Origin of the sequence: Micromonospora sp. NPDC005215, from assembly GCF_040607915.1 — a bacterium.
Taxonomy (GTDB): domain Bacteria; phylum Actinomycetota; class Actinomycetes; order Mycobacteriales; family Micromonosporaceae; genus Micromonospora.
This window is the reverse complement of the sequence record NZ_JBEXHQ010000064.1, coordinates 16,470-33,190: the sequence shown is the minus strand read 5'-3', so window position 1 is coordinate 33,190 and position 16,721 is coordinate 16,470. Positions and strand designations below refer to the sequence as shown.

The 16,721-nt window shown below is 73.0% G+C and carries 19 protein-coding genes; 13 read left to right on the top strand and 6 right to left on the bottom strand.

The window, feature by feature from the left end:
• Nucleotides 1–106 precede the first annotated feature (106 nt).
• Entirely contained in the window at nt 107–709 is a 603-nt protein-coding gene (locus tag ABZU25_RS31455; protein WP_355032973.1) for a TetR family transcriptional regulator, read from the bottom strand.
• Nucleotides 710–1,065: 356 nt separating this feature from the next.
• On the opposite strand from ABZU25_RS31455, the gene proS reads away from it, so the two are divergent.
• The 12 genes from proS (at nt 1,066) to ABZU25_RS31395 (ending at nt 9,299) form a co-directional block, all read left to right on the top strand.
• Nucleotides 1,066–2,472, top strand: coding sequence for a proline--tRNA ligase (gene proS / locus ABZU25_RS31450; protein ID WP_355032972.1), 1,407 nt, complete (start codon nt 1,066–1,068; stop codon nt 2,470–2,472).
• A 14-nt stretch (nt 2,473–2,486) separates the two neighbouring features.
• Nucleotides 2,487–3,134 carry a DUF402 domain-containing protein gene (locus tag ABZU25_RS31445; RefSeq protein ID WP_355032971.1) on the top strand — a complete coding sequence of 216 codons (648 nt, stop codon included), beginning with the start codon at nt 2,487–2,489 and terminating at the stop codon, nt 3,132–3,134.
• A 229-nt stretch (nt 3,135–3,363) separates the two neighbouring features.
• Nucleotides 3,364–3,867, top strand: coding sequence for a 30S ribosomal protein S16 (gene rpsP, locus ABZU25_RS31440; RefSeq protein WP_355032970.1), 504 nt, complete (start codon nt 3,364–3,366; stop codon nt 3,865–3,867).
• Nucleotides 3,842–4,102, top strand: coding sequence for an RNA-binding protein (locus ABZU25_RS31435; protein ID WP_172862164.1), 261 nt, complete (start codon nt 3,842–3,844; stop codon nt 4,100–4,102). Before rpsP ends, ABZU25_RS31435 begins: the two co-directional genes overlap by 26 nt.
• Complete coding sequence (rimM, locus tag ABZU25_RS31430; protein ID WP_355032969.1) at nt 4,102–4,656, top strand: ribosome maturation factor RimM; 555 nt, start codon at nt 4,102–4,104, stop codon at nt 4,654–4,656. Before ABZU25_RS31435 ends, rimM begins: the two co-directional genes overlap by 1 nt.
• 10 nt (nt 4,657–4,666) lie before the next feature.
• Nucleotides 4,667–5,440 carry a tRNA (guanosine(37)-N1)-methyltransferase TrmD gene (gene trmD, locus ABZU25_RS31425; protein WP_355032968.1) on the top strand — a complete coding sequence of 258 codons (774 nt, stop codon included), beginning with the start codon at nt 4,667–4,669 and terminating at the stop codon, nt 5,438–5,440.
• 143 nt (nt 5,441–5,583) lie between these two features.
• Complete coding sequence (gene rplS, locus ABZU25_RS31420) at nt 5,584–5,940, top strand: 50S ribosomal protein L19 (protein ID WP_355032967.1); 357 nt, start codon at nt 5,584–5,586, stop codon at nt 5,938–5,940.
• Between the two features lie 183 nt (nt 5,941–6,123).
• Entirely contained in the window at nt 6,124–6,993 is an 870-nt protein-coding gene (gene lepB / locus ABZU25_RS31415) for a signal peptidase I (RefSeq protein ID WP_355032966.1), read from the top strand.
• 10 nt (nt 6,994–7,003) lie between these two features.
• A complete protein-coding gene (lepB, locus tag ABZU25_RS31410) occupies nt 7,004–7,639 on the top strand; it encodes a signal peptidase I (RefSeq protein ID WP_355032965.1) in 636 nt (211 codons plus the stop codon).
• Between the two features lie 48 nt (nt 7,640–7,687).
• On the top strand, nt 7,688–8,173 hold the full coding sequence (locus ABZU25_RS31405) for an NUDIX domain-containing protein (protein ID WP_355032974.1): 486 nt from the start codon (nt 7,688–7,690) through the stop codon (nt 8,171–8,173).
• Nucleotides 8,167–8,979 carry a ribonuclease HII gene (locus ABZU25_RS31400; protein ID WP_355032964.1) on the top strand — a complete coding sequence of 271 codons (813 nt, stop codon included), beginning with the start codon at nt 8,167–8,169 and terminating at the stop codon, nt 8,977–8,979. Before ABZU25_RS31405 ends, ABZU25_RS31400 begins: the two co-directional genes overlap by 7 nt.
• The gene (locus ABZU25_RS31395; RefSeq protein ID WP_007075222.1) at nt 8,976–9,299 is read left to right on the top strand and encodes a DUF2469 domain-containing protein; all 324 of its coding nucleotides are present in this window, start codon (nt 8,976–8,978) and stop codon (nt 9,297–9,299) included. The genes ABZU25_RS31400 and ABZU25_RS31395 overlap by 4 nt, the downstream gene beginning before the upstream one ends.
• An 87-nt stretch (nt 9,300–9,386) precedes the next feature.
• On the opposite strand, the gene ABZU25_RS31390 is transcribed toward ABZU25_RS31395, so the two are convergent.
• Entirely contained in the window at nt 9,387–10,514 is a 1,128-nt protein-coding gene (locus tag ABZU25_RS31390; RefSeq protein ID WP_355032963.1) for a sulfite oxidase, read from the bottom strand.
• Between the two features lie 253 nt (nt 10,515–10,767).
• Between ABZU25_RS31390 and ABZU25_RS31385 the strand changes: the two genes are divergently transcribed.
• Nucleotides 10,768–11,457, top strand: coding sequence for a M23 family metallopeptidase (locus ABZU25_RS31385; protein ID WP_355032962.1), 690 nt, complete (start codon nt 10,768–10,770; stop codon nt 11,455–11,457).
• Here ABZU25_RS31385 and ABZU25_RS31380 read toward each other — a convergent pair.
• The 4 genes from ABZU25_RS31380 to ABZU25_RS31365 form a co-directional block, all read right to left on the bottom strand.
• On the bottom strand, nt 11,378–12,559 hold the full coding sequence (locus tag ABZU25_RS31380; RefSeq protein WP_355032961.1) for an aminotransferase class V-fold PLP-dependent enzyme: 1,182 nt from the start codon (nt 12,557–12,559) through the stop codon (nt 11,378–11,380). The two genes, ABZU25_RS31385 and ABZU25_RS31380, sit on opposite strands and share 80 nt — an antisense overlap.
• A 44-nt stretch (nt 12,560–12,603) precedes the next feature.
• A complete protein-coding gene (locus tag ABZU25_RS31375; protein ID WP_355032960.1) occupies nt 12,604–13,713 on the bottom strand; it encodes a tyrosine-type recombinase/integrase in 1,110 nt (369 codons plus the stop codon).
• A gap of 276 nt (nt 13,714–13,989) precedes the next feature.
• A complete protein-coding gene (locus tag ABZU25_RS31370) occupies nt 13,990–15,195 on the bottom strand; it encodes a DNA-processing protein DprA (protein ID WP_355032959.1) in 1,206 nt (401 codons plus the stop codon).
• A complete protein-coding gene (locus tag ABZU25_RS31365; protein WP_355032958.1) occupies nt 15,192–16,712 on the bottom strand; it encodes a YifB family Mg chelatase-like AAA ATPase in 1,521 nt (506 codons plus the stop codon). Before ABZU25_RS31365 ends, ABZU25_RS31370 begins: the two co-directional genes overlap by 4 nt.
• Between the last annotated feature and the right edge of the window lie 9 nt (nt 16,713–16,721).

The window sequence follows — 16,721 nt, the reverse complement described above, 5'->3', positions numbered from 1 at the left end:
GAAGATCCGCGCAACATCGGGGATGTTGCTGCCTCCCGCGTACCGGAGGCAGCAACATCGGGGAAGTTGTGCGGATCTTCCGGCGTGGCGCGGGGCGGGGCGGCGGTTAGCGGGGTGGGCGGACGGCGGTGCTGAAGAGGTGTACGGCAAGGTCGGCGAGGGCCGCGGCGGTCTGGTCGATCGGGGAGCGGGGGAGCACGATGTGGCTCACCACCAGCCGGACGATCGTGTCGGCGGCGAAGGCCAACGCGGCCTGGTCCGCTCCCGGAAGGTGGTCGCCGGCCCAGTCGATCAGTGCGCCGGACGCCTCGGTGAGCACCACCTCGGCGCGGGTGGTGAGGTATGGAAGCAGCTCGTCCGAGCCGCCCCGGGCGCTGGTCAGGATGGCCTTGACCAGCGGGTTGTCCGCTGCGGTGGCGAGGGTGTGTTCGATCGCGGCGTACGCGCCGGCCCGGACGTCGGAGCCGTGGGCGAGGAGCGCGGCCCGGACGTTGCCGACGAAGCGGTCCACCTCGCGCCGGGCGAGCGCCTCGGCCAGGCCGGCCTTGGTGCCGAACTCGTTGTAGACGGTCTGCCGGCTCACCCCGGCCGCGGTGGCCACCCCGCCCATCCGTACCGCGTCCCAGCCGGCGGCGATGGTCCGCGCGCGGGCCGCGTCCACGATCGTGTCCCGCAGCCGCTGGCGTGGTGAGTCGGTCGTCGCAGTCATGGTGGTCGAATTCTACGGGCGCGACCCAGGCCCGCCCAGCGCGTGGCCCGGCCAGGCGCGTGGCCCGTCCGGCGCGTGGCCCGTCCGGCGCGTGGCCCGTCCGGCGCGTGGCCCGGCCCAGGCGCGTGGCCCGGCCCAGGCGCGTGGCCCGGCCCAGGCGTGTGGCCCGTCCGGCGCGTGGCCCGGCCCAGGCGCGTGGCCCGTCCGGCGCGGTGCGCGTCCGTGCCGGGGCGACCCGCTCAGCGTGGGCGCGACAGTCGCGCTGGCTGCCGGCAGCCTCCGAGCGGGCACACCGCTGGGGGTGCGGCACCTCCCGGGCGCGGTGGCCTCCCGCGTGGCGCATAGGATGTGCGGTCATGGCACGCGTGCTCACTCCCCGTGCGGAGGATTTCCCCCGCTGGTACCAGGACCTGATCGCCAAGGCGAAGCTGGCCGACAACGGCCCGGTCCGCGGCACCATGGTCATCCGCCCGGCCGGCTACGCCATCTGGGAGCGGATGCAGGCCGAAATGGACGCCCGGATCAAGGCGGCGGGTGCGGAGAACGCGTACTTCCCGCTCTTCATTCCGGAGAGCTACCTCAAGCGTGAGGCCCAGCACGTCGAGGGTTTCTCGCCGGAGCTGGCGGTCGTCACGCACGGTGGCGGCAAGCCCCTCGCCGAGCCGGTGGTGGTACGTCCCACCAGCGAGACGGTGATCGGCGAGTTCATGGCCAAGTGGATCGACTCGTACCGGGACCTGCCGCTGCTGCTCAACCAGTGGGCGAACGTGGTCCGGTGGGAGCTGCGGCCGCGGATCTTCCTGCGGACCAGTGAGTTCCTCTGGCAGGAGGGGCACACCGCGCACGCCACCCGTGAGGACGCCCGGGCGTACGCGCGGCGGATCCTGCACGAGGCGTACGAGGACCTGATGGTCAACGTGATCGGCATTCCGGTCGTGGTGGGCCTGAAGACGACGCGCGAGCGGTTCGCCGGTGCGACCGCCACGTACACCTGCGAAGGCATGATGGGCGACGGCAAGGCGCTGCAGTTGGGCACCAGCCATGAGCTGGGCCAGAACTTCGCCAAGGCGTTCGACATCAGCTACTCCTCGAAGGAGGGCGGCCGGGAGCACGCCTGGACCACCTCCTGGGGCACGTCGACCCGGATGCTCGGCGGCCTGATCATGGCGCACGGCGACGACAACGGTCTGCGCGTGCCGCCGAGGTTGGCCCCGATCCAGGCGTACGTCATGGTGGTCAAGGACGGCGACGGCGTGGGCGAGGCGGCGGCCAAGCTGCGCGACGGCCTGCGCGACGCCGGTGTCCGGGTGGCGCTCGACGACCGGACCGACACCCCGTTCGGCCGCCGGGCCGTCGACGCCGAGCTGCGTGGTTATCCGGTACGCGTCGAGGTCGGCCCCCGTGACCTGGCCGTCGGCAACGCGGTGGTGGTGCGTCGTACCGACGGCTCGAAGTCCCCGACGCCGGTGGCCGACGTGGTCGCCGCGGTGCTGGCCGCGCTGGAGACCGACCAGCAGGTGCTGCACGACCAGGCGTTGGCCAACCGCGAGTCGCGCACGGTGGAGGTGGCCACCCTCGCCGAGGCGATCGAGGCCGCCGCGACCGGCTGGGCCCGGGTGCCGTGGTCGGCGGTCGGCGTGGCCGGCGAGGCCGAGGCGAACGGGCAGGGCGTCACGGTGCGTTGCCTGCTGCGCGCCGACGGCTCGGTGCCGGACTCGGAGGACGAGCCCGACCTGGTCGCCATCCTCGCCCGCGCCTACTGAGGCTCCGGAAGGCAGTGCGCTTCGCGCCGGGTCGGCTGATCATGCACCGCAACGTGCGGCACGGTCGGCTCGGCTGGGTCCGGCCGGGCCGCGTGGTCAGCGATGACGAGCGTGGCCTGCTGGTGTGGATCGCCCGGGACTCGCCGGTGGCCCACGAGGTGACCGAGGCGGGGCTGGGGATGCGGGCGATGCCGTTCGCCCAGTGGATCTCGTCGTCGTACCGGTTGGCGCACGGACGTTGGAACGGCCCGCCACTGCTGAAGTTCCTGCCCACCGGGGCGGCGCACTCCGTCTGGTGGTTCCGCGACGCGCAGGGCCGGTTCGCCCACTGGTACGTCAACCTGGAGGAGCCCGGCGTCCGCTGGGACGACGGTCCGGTGGCCGGTGTCGACGTGGTGGACCAGGACCTCGACGTGGTGGTGCGTCCGGACCTCAGCTGGGACTGGAAGGACGAGGACGAGTTCGTCGAGCGGCTCGCCTTCGGCGCCGACTACTGGGTGACCGACGAGAAGGCGGTCCGCGCCGAGGGGGAGCGGGTGATCGCGCTCGCCGAGGCCGGCGAGTTCCCGTTCGACGGCACCTGGTGCGACTTCACCCCGCCAGCGGATTGGGACGTACCGGACGAACTGCCGCCGGGGTGGGACCGTCCGCCAATGCGCTGAGAGGTGTTCCAGGTCACCGCTGGCGCGGTGTCCGGGTCCGATGCGCGAGATCGGCGGCGGATCTGGCAGAATAGGTCGCTGGTATCCGGCGCGCGTCCGGCGCCCTCTAACCCGGGCACGTCGCCAGTCCACCGAGTAGTCTCCGGCCCAACCCCACGGGTCCGGTCGGCGCTCACCCATGCACACCGCCCATACGGGCCGGTGAGATCGCAACAGGAGCGAAACAACTGTGGCCGTAAAGATCCGGCTCCTGCGGATGGGCAAGATCCGCAACCCGCAGTACCGCATCGTCATCGCCGACTCGCGCACCAAGCGTGACGGTCGGGCGATCGAGTTCGTCGGGATTTACCAGCCGAAGGAAGACCCTTCGATCATCGAGGTCAAGTCGGAGCGGGTCCAGTACTGGCTGTCTGTCGGCGCTCAGCCGAGCGAGGCGGTGCAGCGGCTGCTGGAGCTGACCGGTGACTGGCAGAAGTACAAGGGCCTGCCGGCCCCGCCGCCGCTGCTGGTCGCCCCCGAGCGGGCCGACCGCAAGGCCGCGTACGAGGCTGAGGCGAAGGCCGCCGCCGGGCTCGCCCCGGAGACCCCGGCCAAGCCGGCCAAGAAGGCCGCCAAGGCTGCCGAGGCTCCGAAGACCGAGGCTCCGAAGACCGAGGCTGCGGCCGAGGCGCCGAAGACCGAGGCTCCGGCCGAGGCTCCCGCCGCCACTGCCGACGCCGGTGAGCAGGCCTGACATGCCTCTGCGTCCGGCGTTGGAGCACCTGGTCAAGGGCATCGTCGACCACCCGGACGACGTCCGGGTGCGGATGGTCGATTCCCGTCGGGGCAAGCGGCTCGAAGTCCGCGTGCACCCCGAGGACCTCGGCACCGTGATCGGGCGGTCCGGTCGGACCGCCAAGGCGCTGCGCCAGGTGATCGGCTCCATCGGCGGGCGCGGGGTACGCGTCGACATCGTCGACTCGTACTGATGCAGCTCGTCATCGGAAGGATCGGCAAGCCGCACGGCGTCCGCGGTGAGGTCACCGTGGAAGTGCGGACCGACGAGCCTGAAGCACGGTTCGCCCCGGGTACGGTGCTGCGCACCGAACCCGGGGCGGTTCCGCCGCCTGCGCCGGACGGTCCGGGCGTTCCGTTCCGGGTTCCGGCCGAGCTGACCATCGAGGAAGCCCGCTTCCACCAGGGCCGGGTGCTCATCGCGTTCGCCGGCATCCCGGACCGCGACACCGCCGAGGCGCTGCGCGGGACGCTGCTCGTGGTGGACAGCGCCGACGTGGACCCGCCGGACGACCCGGAGGAGTTCCACGACCACCAGTTGGTCGGGTTGGCCGTGGTGACGCCGACGGGCGAACGGCTGGGCGAGGTTGCCCGGATCGACCACGCGCCCTCCTCGGACCTGCTGGTGCTGCGACGCCCCGAGGGGCGTACCGCGTTGATCCCGTTCGTCCGGGCGATCGTTCCGGAGGTCGACCTGGCCGGTGGACGTGTGATCGTCGACCCGCCGGCCGGACTGCTCGATCTTTAGGACCACCCCCATGCGCGTCGACGTCGTGTCGATCTTTCCGGAGTACTTCGCCCCGCTGGACCTGTCGCTGATCGGGCGGGCGCGGGCCAACGGCGTACTCCAGCTTGCCGTGCACGACCTGCGGACCTGGACCCACGACGTGCACCGCACTGTCGACGACACCCCCTATGGCGGCGGGCCGGGGATGGTGATGCGCCCGGAGCCGTGGGGAGAGGCGCTGGACGCGCTCGCGCCGGCCGAGGCCCCGCCGCCCCGGCTGCTGGTGCCGTCGCCGGCCGGTGCCCCGTTCACGCAGGCCATGGCGTACGAGCTGGCGGCCGAGTCGCACCTGCTCTTCGCCTGCGGCCGGTACGAGGGCATCGACCAGCGGGTGTTGGCGCACGCCGCCACCCGGATGCCGGTCACCGAGGTCTCGCTCGGTGACTATGTGCTCTTCGGCGGCGAGGTCGCGGTCCTGGTGATGCTGGAGGCGGTCACCCGGCTGCTGCCGGGCGTGCTGGGCAACGCGGGCTCGCTGGACGAGGAGTCGCACGCGCACGGGCTGCTGGAAGCCCCGATCTACACCAAGCCGCCGAGCTGGCGCGGGCACGACGTGCCGGAGGTGCTCCGCTCCGGTGACCACGGCAAGATCGCCCGTTGGCGGCGCGAGGAGGGCCTGCTCCGGACCGCGGCCCGCCGCCCGGATCTGCTCACCGCGCTGCCGGCGGATCGGCTCGACAAACGGGACATCGCGGCCCTGGACCGGGCCGGATTTCAGCTGCCACCGGGGGATGTGGCAAAGTAGAGGGGTTGCCGCATCCGTCCGCGCCCGTGGGCGGCTGCGAGGATCCCCGACCGGGGTCGGCCCGCCGACCACCACCCGGGGATCAGAATCACCCACCCGCGCACCGAGTGACGGTGCGCCGTGAGCCTTACGAGGACACAGCGATGAATATCCTGGACGCCCTTGACGCCCAGTCGAAGCGGACCGACCTTCCCGACTTCCGGGCCGGTGACACCGTCAAGGTGCACGCCCGCGTTGTCGAGGGCGCCCGGTCCCGTGTCCAGATCTTCCAGGGCGTCGTGATCCGCCGCCAGGGTGACGGTCTGCGCGAGACCTTCTCGGTCCGCAAGGTCAGCTTCGGCGTCGGCGTCGAGCGGACCTACCCGATCAACGGCCCGGGCATCGACCGGATCGAGATCCTGACCCGCGGCGCCGTGCGTCGCGCCAAGCTCTACTACCTGCGTGAGCTGCGCGGCAAGAAGGCCAAGATCAAGGAGAAGCGGGAGAAGCAGCCCAGCTGACTTCCCGCTCGCCACGCCGCCTGAGCTGCACGTATGCCGTAACGACCAGATCGCACTACCCTGGTCGTTACGGGCGCAGCACAGCGGCGGTCCCGCCCACCCGGGCGGGTAGCCGTCCACTGCCGCCCGTGGAGCCTCGACGAGGCTCCCGGGCGGTGGTGTTTCTGCGGACCGGGGAGTGGCGTGGTGCAGACGCTTGACGAGGACGGCACCGTCGATCCGTGGCGTCGGCGCGCCCGCCGTGGCCGCCGACAGATGCCGCTCTGGCAGGAGCTTCCGCTGCTGCTGGTGGTGGCGTTCTGCCTCGCGGTGCTGATCCGCACCTTCCTGCTCCAGGCGTTCTTCATCCCGTCCGGCTCGATGGAGGACACGCTCCTCATCGGCGACCGGGTGCTTGTCAACAAGGTCGTCTACGACGTCCGTGACCCGGTCCGCGGCGAGGTGGTGGTCTTCCGGGGCACCGACCGCTGGGCGCCGCAGGTCGACGAGCAGCCGGAGCCGGGCTTCGCCGGCAAGCTGACCCGGACCGTCGGCGACCTGGTCGGCGTGAGTCGTCCCGGTGAGAAGGACTTCATCAAGCGGGTGATCGGTCTCCCCGGCGACCGGGTCAAGTGCTGCGACAGTCAGGGGCGGGTGACCGTCAACGGCACGCCGCTCGACGAGCCGTACGTCCTGCGGGACTCCCCGCTGGACCTGCCGCCCAACCCGTCGGAGTGCCGCTCCCGGCGCTTCGACGAGGTCGTCGTACCGCCGGGTCAGATCTTCGTGATGGGCGACCACCGTGAGGTCTCCCAGGACGCGCGCTGCCAGGGCCCGGTGCCGATCGACAACGTGGTCGGCCGGGCCTTCATGGTGGTCTGGCCCTCGTCGCGGTGGAACCCGCTGTCGGTGCCGTCGACGTTCGACGACGTGTCCGATCCGAGCGCGGCGTCCTCGGGCGCGCCCCCGGTGCGACCGACCCCGCAGGGCGGTGTGCTGCTGATCCTCCCGTTGGCGGCCGCGCTACGTGCTTCCCGCGCGTTCCGGTCGGTGACGTCCAGTTCGGCAACGTAGGCTCCTTGGCGTGATTGACGAGCAGACCGACAAGCCGCGCAGCTCCTTCTGGAAGGAGCTGCCGATCCTGCTGGGTGTGGCGATCCTGGTCGCGGTGCTGGTCCGCGCCTTTGTGCTGCAGACCTTCTTCATCCCCTCCCCGTCCATGGAGAACACTCTCAAGATCGATGACCGGGTGCTGGTCAACAAGCTTGTCTACGATTTCCGATCGCCGCACCGCGGCGAGGTGATCGTCTTCAAGGCTCCGATCGAGTGGAGCGGCAACCCCGACGGCGAGGACTTCATCAAGCGGGTGATCGGCACCCCCGGTGACCACGTGGTCTGCTGCGACCCGCAGGAACGGCTGATGATCAACGGCAAGTCGTTGGACGAGCCGTACATCTTCTCCCTGAAGGGCGTCCGCGACAAGCCGGCCGACCAGGAGTTCGACATCACCGTGCCGAAGGGTCGGCTGTGGGTCATGGGTGACCACCGCTCGGCTTCCGGTGACTCGCTGGAGCACTGGCAGCAGTCCGGGCAGAACATCACCGAGGCCACCATCCCCGAGGACGACGTGGTCGGGCGGGCGTTCACCGTCTTCTGGCCGGTCAGTCGGGCCACCTGGCTGACGGTGCCCGATCCGTTCGACGGCATTCCCAAGCCGTAGCCCGGTGGGGCCGTGGGCGATCCGCCGCCGGTCTGGCAGGCTGGGGCGGTGACCGTCTACACCCCTCGACGCGCGGCCCGCGTGCTGCTCGTCGACGCGGCCGGCCAGGTTCTGCTGTTCGAGGGCTTCGACCCGGCTCGACCAGCGCACCGCTACTGGTTCACCCCGGGCGGTGGGCTCGATCCGGGGGAGGCGCCGGCAGTGGGCGCGGCCCGGGAGTTGGCCGAGGAGACCGGGCTGCGGCTCGACCCCGCCGAGTTGGGCGAGCCGGTCTGGTCCGACACGACCGAGTTCCCGTTCGACGGCGTGTGGTATCGCCAGGTGCAGGACTTCTTCCTCCTCCGGGTGCCGTCCTGGCAGGTGGACACGGCTGGCTTCAACGACGTCGAGCAGCGCAGCATCGCCGGCCACCGCTGGTGGCTTCCCGACGACCTGGCGGCCAGCGGTGAACGCTTCTACCCCGGCGAGCTGCCCGCCCTGCTGAAGCGGTTGGGGCAGTCGACCGCCACCGACCGGGACGAGGCGTCGTGCTGACCCCGCCGCGCACCGTCGTGCGCCGCGAGGCCGGCCTGTACGCCCTGGAACGGGCGCTGCAACGGCGCGGCTTCCGACACGTCGCCGGCGCCGACGAGGCGGGTCGGGGCGCCTGTGCCGGTCCGCTGGTCGCCGCCGCGGCGATCCTCCCCGAGGGGCGGCGTTGCGAGATCGAAGGGCTGGCCGACTCGAAGCTGCTCACCCCGGCCAGCCGGGAACGGGTGTACGCCGAGGTGGTGGACCGCGCGCTCGCGTACGCCGTGGTGGTCATCCCCGCCGAGGAGGTCGACGCCCGGGGGCTGCACGTGTGCAACGTGGCCGCGATGCGCCGGGCGCTCGCCTCGCTCAGCACCCGGCCGGAGTACGTGCTGACCGACGGCTTCGGCGTGGACGGCCTGGGCGTGCCGGGGCTGGCGGTGTGGAAGGGTGACCGGGTGGCGGCGTGCGTGGCGGCGGCCAGCGTCCTTGCCAAGGTCACCCGGGACCGGATGATGGTGGAGCTGGACGAGGTGTTCCCGGCGTACGGCTTCGCCGTGCACAAGGGTTACATCACCCCGGAGCACTCTGCGGCGCTGCGCGAGCACGGGCCGTGCCGGGAGCACCGGTTCTCGTACGTCAATGTCGCAGCGGTCTCCGGCCGCGACGGACGGCCGCCGCGCGCCAGACGTCCCGGCGGTCCCGGCCGGGAAGAGCCGATGGAGCGCTCCGGGGCGTCAGGGGGTACCGTCGGCGTGGCGTTGGGCGAGCAGCCTCGGCCTCCGACGCCGGTGGGGGAAGATGTGGCCATGGAAGGCGGAGTGCGATGAGCGCGGAAGATCTCGAGAAGTACGAGACCGAGATGGAGCTGCAGCTCTACCGGGAGTACCGCGACATTGTCCGCCAATTCTCGTACGTGGTGGAGACGGAGCGTCGGTTCTACCTGGCCAACCAGGTCGACCTGCATGTGCGCAACTCCGACGGCGAGGTCTACTTCGAGGTCGAGATGCACGACGCCTGGGTGTGGGACATGTATCGTCCTGCCCGTTTCGTCAAGAACGTCCGGGTGATGACCTTCAAGGACGTCAACGTCGAGGAGCTGGAGAAGCCCGACATCTCGTTGCCCGCCGACTCCGGCTTCGGCGGCTGACCGCAGTCACGCCGCTCGGCCGCACCGCGGGCCCCCGCCGCTCGGCCGCACCGCGGGCCCCCACCCGTGGCGCAGCACCTCTGCCGGTCACTCGGCCGGCACCACGACCTCGACCCGCTGCACCAGGTTGTTGGCGAAGCCGCCACGATTCCACTGCTGCTCGACCGGCTGGGTCCGCCCGGACGCGTCGGTCGCCCGCGCGCCGAGCACGTGCCGGCCCGGGGTGGCGGTCCACTCGTACCGCCAGCGCCGCCAGGCGAAGTCGCCGCCGTCCGCCGGGTCCAGCTCGGCCGGCGACCAGCTCTGCCCACCGTCGGTGGTGACCTCCACGGCGACCACCGGCGCGTGCCCCGACCAGGCCCGACCGTCCACCGTGCACGGTCCGGCCCGCACGACCCGGCGACGGGACATGAAGTCGGGAAAGCCGGGCGGTCGGACCAGCGCACGCGGCTCGATCCGGGTCACCGGGACGCCCGGGTCGTCGGCGTCGGTGCGCACCCGGTAGGCGACCGCGTTCTGATAACCCTCGAACGGCTCGGTGCGAACCTCGACGGAGTGGACCCACTTCACGTGCGCCATGCCGTACCAGCCCGGCACGATCAGTCGCAGCGGCGCGCCGTGCTGCGGCAGCAGGGGAGCGCCGTTCATCTCGTACGCCAGCAGCACCTCCTCGCGCAGCGCGTCGGCGACCGGCAGCGCCCGCTGGTAGTCCTGCTCGATCCCGCGCTCCACGCCGTGGTCGGCGCCGGTGAAGACCACGTCCACCGCGTCCGGGTCGAGGCCCGCCTCCCGCAGCAGCGGAGCGAGGGGGGTGCCGGTCCACTCGGCGTTGCCGACCGCCTCGACCAGCCACGGCTGGCTGACCGGCCGAGGATGCAGCAGGGCACGGCCGTTGCCGGCGCACTCCAACGTCACCCGGTGGGTGACCCGCTGTCGCTCGCGCAGCTCGGCGAGCGTGACCGTCAGCGGCCGGTCCACCGCGCCGCCGATGGTCAGCGTGTGCGTCGCCGGGTCCAGCTCCGGAATGTCGTAGTGGATGAGCAGGTAGTGCAGCCCGGCCGGGGTGACGTCGTAACGCAGCGCCTCCAACGGGATGCCGTGGTTGCGGGCGGCGAGCTGCAACTCCTCGGCGCTGATCGCCTCGTCCGGCCCCGCGAGCCGGGACGGGCCGCTCACGTCGGCCACCGTCGGCGTCCGGTCATCGACAGTGGTCATACCTGGGCCTCCCCGGTCCACACGGCGGCACCCGCCGTACGCGGCCCAGCCTAGGCCCTCCGTCAGCGCCGGAAAACGGCCCCGTCGTGCTGGCCGACGCCGCGACGTTCGAGCGCCTCACCGGCTGACCCAGGCTCGTCCCGGCATAGCAGATCACCGAAGCCGCCGGGTGGTCGTCCACAGGGCCCTCGGTTGTCCACAGCTCGGTCGGCCGGGCTGGCGGACGACCCGTCCTTGGCCGGAGGCTGCCGTCATGCGACCGCCATCCGCCCCGCGTGTCAGCTCGATCCGCCGTGCCCTGCTGCTCTGCGCCGCGATCCCACTCGCACTGACCGTCCAGCTCGGCGGGCTGGCCGTGCTGGTGGCGGCGGTGCCCGACCGGGCACCGGCGTCGACAGTGCCGGTCGCGGCCCTGGCGTCCGCCCCAGCGCCCGCCGGGCGGTTCCGCTGGCCGGTCGACGGGCCGCCTCGTCCGGTGCGCCGGTTCGACCCGCCGCCCCGGCCGTGGCTGCCCGGCCACCGGGGTGTCGACCTGGCCGCCCCGGCCGGTGCGGTGGTCCGCAGCGCCGGGTCGGGCACCGTGCTCTTCGCCGGCCTGGTGGCCGGCCGACCGGTGATCACCGTGGCGCACGCCGACGGGCTCCGGACCACCCACGAGCCGGTTCAACCGGCGGTACGCCCCGGTCAGCCGGTCGCCGCCGGCACGCCACTGGGCGAGCTGCTGCCCGGACATCCAGGTTGCCCGGCCGAAGCCTGCCTGCACTGGGGCCTGCGCCGCGGCCAGGAATACCTGGACCCGCTGGCACTGCTCGGCCTCGGCCCGGTGCGACTGCTCCCGCTCGGGGGAGCCGGCGCCCGCGAGGTCAGCGCTGGGCGAGCAGAGCCGGCAGCCGCACGGCCAGCCTCTCGTACTCGTCGGCGGTGTTGTAGACCTGACCGGTGAGCCGCAGCCACCCCCGGCCGTTCCAGCTCATCACCGCCACCTCGGCGGCGAGCCGCTCGCCGATCCGCGTCTGCAACGCCCGCGCCGCGTCGATGGTGGCGGCCATGCCGGCCGGCAACGGAATGAGGCGCAGAGACACCCCCGGCCCGCCGGGGTCGGGCAGGTGGGCGGGAGGCACCCCGAGCGCGTCCCCCACCACCCGCTGGCCGTACGCGGCGAGCGCGGCGTTGTGCGCCCGTACCCGGTCGACGCCGAGACTGCGCAACGTGAACAGCCCCGCCGGGGCGGCCAGCCAGGACGTGTAGTCGAGGGTCGCCTGCCACTCGATCCGGGCCGGGAAACCCGACTCCTGCTCCCAGGAAACCACAAGTGGTTCGATCCGGTCTCGCCACTGCGGTGCCACCGCCAGCAGGGCGGTCCCGCGTGGGGCGTACGCCCACTTGTGCAGGTTGCCGACCCAGAAGTCGGCACCTATGCCGCTGACCGGGGTGGCCAGCATTCCGGGGGCGTGTGCGGCGTCCACCAGGACCGGCACACCGTGTTCGCGGGCCGCCCCGACGATGGCGGCGATCGGGAAGAGCTTCGCGGTGGCCGAGGTGAGCTGGTCGACGACGAGCAGCCGGGTCCGTCCGGGGCGCAGGCCGGCGCGGATGATCTGCACGATCTGCTCGTCGGTGGCGGCCAGCGGGATCGGCAGGACCCGGCCGACCGCCCCGGTGCGGCGACACTCCCGTTGGATGGCCAGGCTCACCGCCCCGTACCCGTGGTCGGTGCTGAGCACCTCGTCGCCGGGTCGCAGGCCCAGCGACTGCAGGACCACTGCGACACCGGTGGTGGTGTTGCCCACCAGGGCACTGCCGTCGGGGTCGGCGCCGAGGAACCCGGCGAGGTGCCGGCGGGTGTGCGCGATCCGGTCGACCAACCCCTGGGTGAAGAAGCGCAGCGGGTTGGCCTCCATCTCGTCGCGCAGCCGCTGCTGGGCTCGCTGCACGCCGATCGGGACCGCGCCGAACGAGCCGTGGTTGAGATGGCTGACCGCCGGGTCGAGTGAGAAGAGCAGGCGGGCGCCCGGGATCGGCTCGGGGGGCTGCGGGACGCTCACGTGATGATCGTAACCGCCGGGGTCGTTCGCCTCCGGGCCCTCGATCAAGCGCGCGGGTGGGCCTGGCGGTACGCGGCGCGCAGTCGCTCCACCGAGACGTGCGTGTAGATCTGCGTGCTGGCCAGCGACGAGTGGCCCAGCAACTCCTGCACGGCGCGCAGGTCAGCGCCACCCTCCAGCAGGTGGGTGGCCGCGGAGTGACGCAGACCGTGCGGGCTGGTCCGGGGCAGCCCGGCGGCCTCGGCGTAGCCGCCGACGATCTGCCGCGCGGTCGTCGGGTTGAGCCGCCCGCCCCGGGCACCGAGCAGCAGCGCGTCACCGGAGTGGCTGCCCAGCAGCCCCGGGCGGCCCTGGCGCAGCCAGTCGTCAAGCGCCCGTTGGGCGGGCACCCCGTACGGCACCGAGCGCTCCCGACCACCCTTGCCGAACACCCGGATCACCCGCCTTGCGTGGTCGACGTCGCCGACGTCCAACCCGCAGACCTCGCTGACCCGCACCCCGGTCGCGTAGAGCAGCTCCAGGAGCACCCGGTCGCGCAGCGGCACCGCCACCGTCGCGGTGTCTTCCGCTGCGCCCGATCGTGGCGCGGTCCCGAGCGGGGCCTGTCGGGTCGGTGCCTCGCCCGGTCGTGGCGTGGCTGGTGGCGCGGTCCCGAGCGGGGCCTGTCGGGTCGGTGCCTCGCCCGGTCGTGGCGTGGCTGGTGGCGCGGTCCCGAGCGAGGCCCGCCGGGCCGGTGCCTCGACCAGAGCGGCGGCCTGGTCGGCGCGCAGGACGGTGGGCAGCTCGCGGTGCGCCCGAGGGCTGGCCAGCGCGGCTCCCACGTCGGCGGGGAGCAGCCCGGCTCGGTGCGCCCAGGCGCTGAACGCCCGCGCCGACGCGGCCCGCCGGGCCAACGACGTGCGGGCCGCCCCGGTGGTGCGCTGCCGCGCCAACCAGCTGCGCAGCACCGACAGGTCCAGGTCGGCGAGGTCGACGCAGCCCATCCGGACGGCGTGGTCGAGCAGCGAGACGAGATCGGTGACGTACGCGCGGACGGTGTGCGCCGACCGGTTACGCACCCGGGACAGGTGCTCGGCGAAGTCGTCGACCGCGTCACGCAACGCTGGCGGCAGCGCCTGGTGCAGGGCCCGGGTGCTCCGGTCGGGCCGGCTCATCGCCGCCGCGCCAGCCTGCTGACCGGCTCACCGGCCCTGGCACCCGTACTGACATCTGGCACCGCACCAGCCTACGGCCGATGGTCGCCCGTGACCCGCCGCGCGGTACCGGTGTTCGTCGGCCCTTGCTGTCGGCGGTTGCTCCGCTTGACCAGGAGCGCCCTTCTCGCCCAGGGCGTGCCCGCGCGCGTGGTGCGCCACCACACCGCCGAGGGGTGCGACGGACGTGAGGCGAGCACCCCCGACCGGCCTGCCGTGCCGCACCCGCCCGCGGCTCTAGGTCGACGCCGATGTCGCCGTCGCACCCTTCGGTTTGACGGGCGGGGTGAGGGCGTAGCCGTCGTCTCGACGGACCACCATGGACAGCTCCTCCAGCAGGGACAGCTTGCGCAACGCGGTCCGTACGTCGACACCCGCCCGGGCGGCGAGCCGGTCCACGCCCATCGCGCGGCGGCGTGGCAACGCCTCCAGCAGTGACCGCGCTTCGTCGTCGAGCGCGTCGGAGGGCCGCTGCGGGCCGCGCGCCAGCGGGGCCAGGTCCGTGCCGATCCGTCCCACCTCCTCCAGCACGTGCGCCACCCCGGTGACCAGCCGAGCCTTGGGAAACTCGCGGAGCAACTCGTGCGCGCCGACGGACATCGCCGAGGTCACCGGCCCAGGCACCACCATGGCCACCCGATTGGTGTAGATGGCCCGCCGAGCGGTCTGCGTCGCGCCACTGCGGGCCGACGCCTCCACCACAACGGTGCCCAGGGTGCCTCCGGCGATCACCCGGTTGCGGATCAGGAACCGGGGCCGCAGCGGTTCGGCACCGGGCGGCCACTCACTGACCAGCAGGCCGGTGTCAGCGATCCGGTCGAAGAGGGCGGCGTTGCCCATCGGATACGGCCGGTCCAACCCGCAGGCGAGCACCGCGACGGTCAGGCCGTCCGCGTTGAGGGCACCCCGGTGGGCGGCGGCGTCGATGCCGAACGCGCCACCGGAGACGACCGTCCAGTCCCGTTCGGCCAGTCCGTATCCCAGCTCAGTCGCGACGTGCTGGCCGTAGCCGGTCGCCGCCCGCGCTCCGACCACGGCCACCGAACGATCCAGCGCCTCACCGAGCGGCCAGCCGCCGCGTACCCAGAAGCAGAGCGGTGGGGCGGTCTCACCGTCCACCCGGCGGGTGACGTCCGGTAGGCGCAGCGTGGACAGGCCGGCCACCCGTGCCGGCCACTCCTCGTCGTCCGGTGTGACCAGGCGGGCACCGAGCCGGTCCGCCCGGTCCAGCGCCTCGGCCGCCACCGCCCGGGCGTCGCCGGCCGCCGAACGGGCGGCCACCGTGGTGTGCAGCCAGCCGTCCGGGCTGCCGCCGTCGAGCAGCAGGTCCAGGGTCGCCACCGGGCCGAGCCGTTCGACCAGTTGGTGCACCACGCGGGTGCCCGGCTCGGCCAGCCAGGTCAGTGCGACCCGGGCCAGCCTGCGTTCGTCATCGGCGCTCACGTCGCCTCTCCCGTCCGTAGTTGAAGCGCCTCCCGGACGTCGTCCAGGTCTGGTCGGTCCCGGCCGTCCAGGTCAGCGATGGTCCAGGCCATCCGGATCACCCGGTCGAAGCCGCGGGCCGACAGCGAGCCGGAGTCGAGCCGGCCCCGCAACTCGGCGGTGACCCGGGCGGGCAGCCGCCACGGCGGCCGGCGCAGGTGCTGTCCTTCCACCTCGGCGTTGAGCCGCCGGCCGAGGTCGGCCCAGCGGGTGGTCGCCGCCTGCCGGGCCGCCGACACCCGGGCGGCGACCGTCGCCGAGGGCTCGACGCCGCCGTCGGCTGCCATCAACTCCGCCGCCCGCACCGGCATCAACCGCACCTGTACGTCGATCCGGTCGAGCAGTGGCCCGGAGAGCCGGCCCAGATAGCGGCGGCGGGCCAGTGGGGTGCACTCACAGTGCGAATCGCCGGCCGGGTTGGCGCACGGGCAGGGGTTGGCGGCCAGCACCAACTGGGTCCGGGCCGGATAGACAGTGCCGCCCCCGCTGCGACTGAGCTGGATGCGGCCGTCTTCCAGCGGTTGGCGCAGCGCCTCCAGTGCGCCCTTTGTGAACTCGGGGGCCTCGTCGAGGAAGAGCACGCCGCGATGCGCCAGCGACACCGCGCCGGGTCGGGCCAGCCCCGAGCCACCACCGACAAGCGACGCCACGGTGGCGGTGTGGTGCGGCGCCTGGAACGGTGGGCGACGCAGCAACCGGCCGCCCGGCGGCAGCAGCCCGGCGACCGAATGCAGGGCGGTGACCTCCAGCGCCGCGTCGTCGTCCAGCTCGGGCAGGATCGACGGCAGCCGTTCGGCGAGCATCGTCTTGCCGACGCCTGGCGGCCCGAGCAGGGCCACGTGGTGCCCGCCGGCCGCGGCGACCTCCAGTGCGCGCCGGCCCAACTGCTGCCCGGCGACATCGGCGAGATCCGGTCCGTCGACGACCGGTGTCGAGGGGGCCTCCGGCGGCTCGATCAGCGGGGCGCCGTCCCGAACGAAGGCGACCAGCCGGTGCAGGTTATCCACCGCTCGCACCCGTACCCCGGGGATGACGGCGGCCTCGGCGGCGTTGCCGACCGGGACGATCACCCGCTCGACGCCGGCCTGAGCCGCGGCGGCGACCATCGGGAGCACGCCGCGCACCGGCCGGACCGTCCCGTCGAGCCCCAACTCGCCGAGGACCACCACCCCCTCCAAAGGAAGCAGCGGCAGCTCACCCGAGCCGCCCAGGAGTGCCGCGGCGATGGCCAGATCGAAGGCCGAGCCGAATTTCGGCAGCGTCGCGGGCAGCAGATTGAGGGTGATCCGCCGGTTGGGCCAGCGTTGGCCGGAGTTGACCACGGCGGCGCGGACGCGGTCGCGGGCCTCGTGCAGGGCGGTGTCCGGTAGACCGGAGATCACCACCGCCGGTAGGCCGGCGGCCAGGTCGGCCTCGACCTCGACCAGGTGGCCGGTGACCCCGACCAGCCCGACGCAGAGCACCTTCGCGTAGCTCACGGCCGGGTC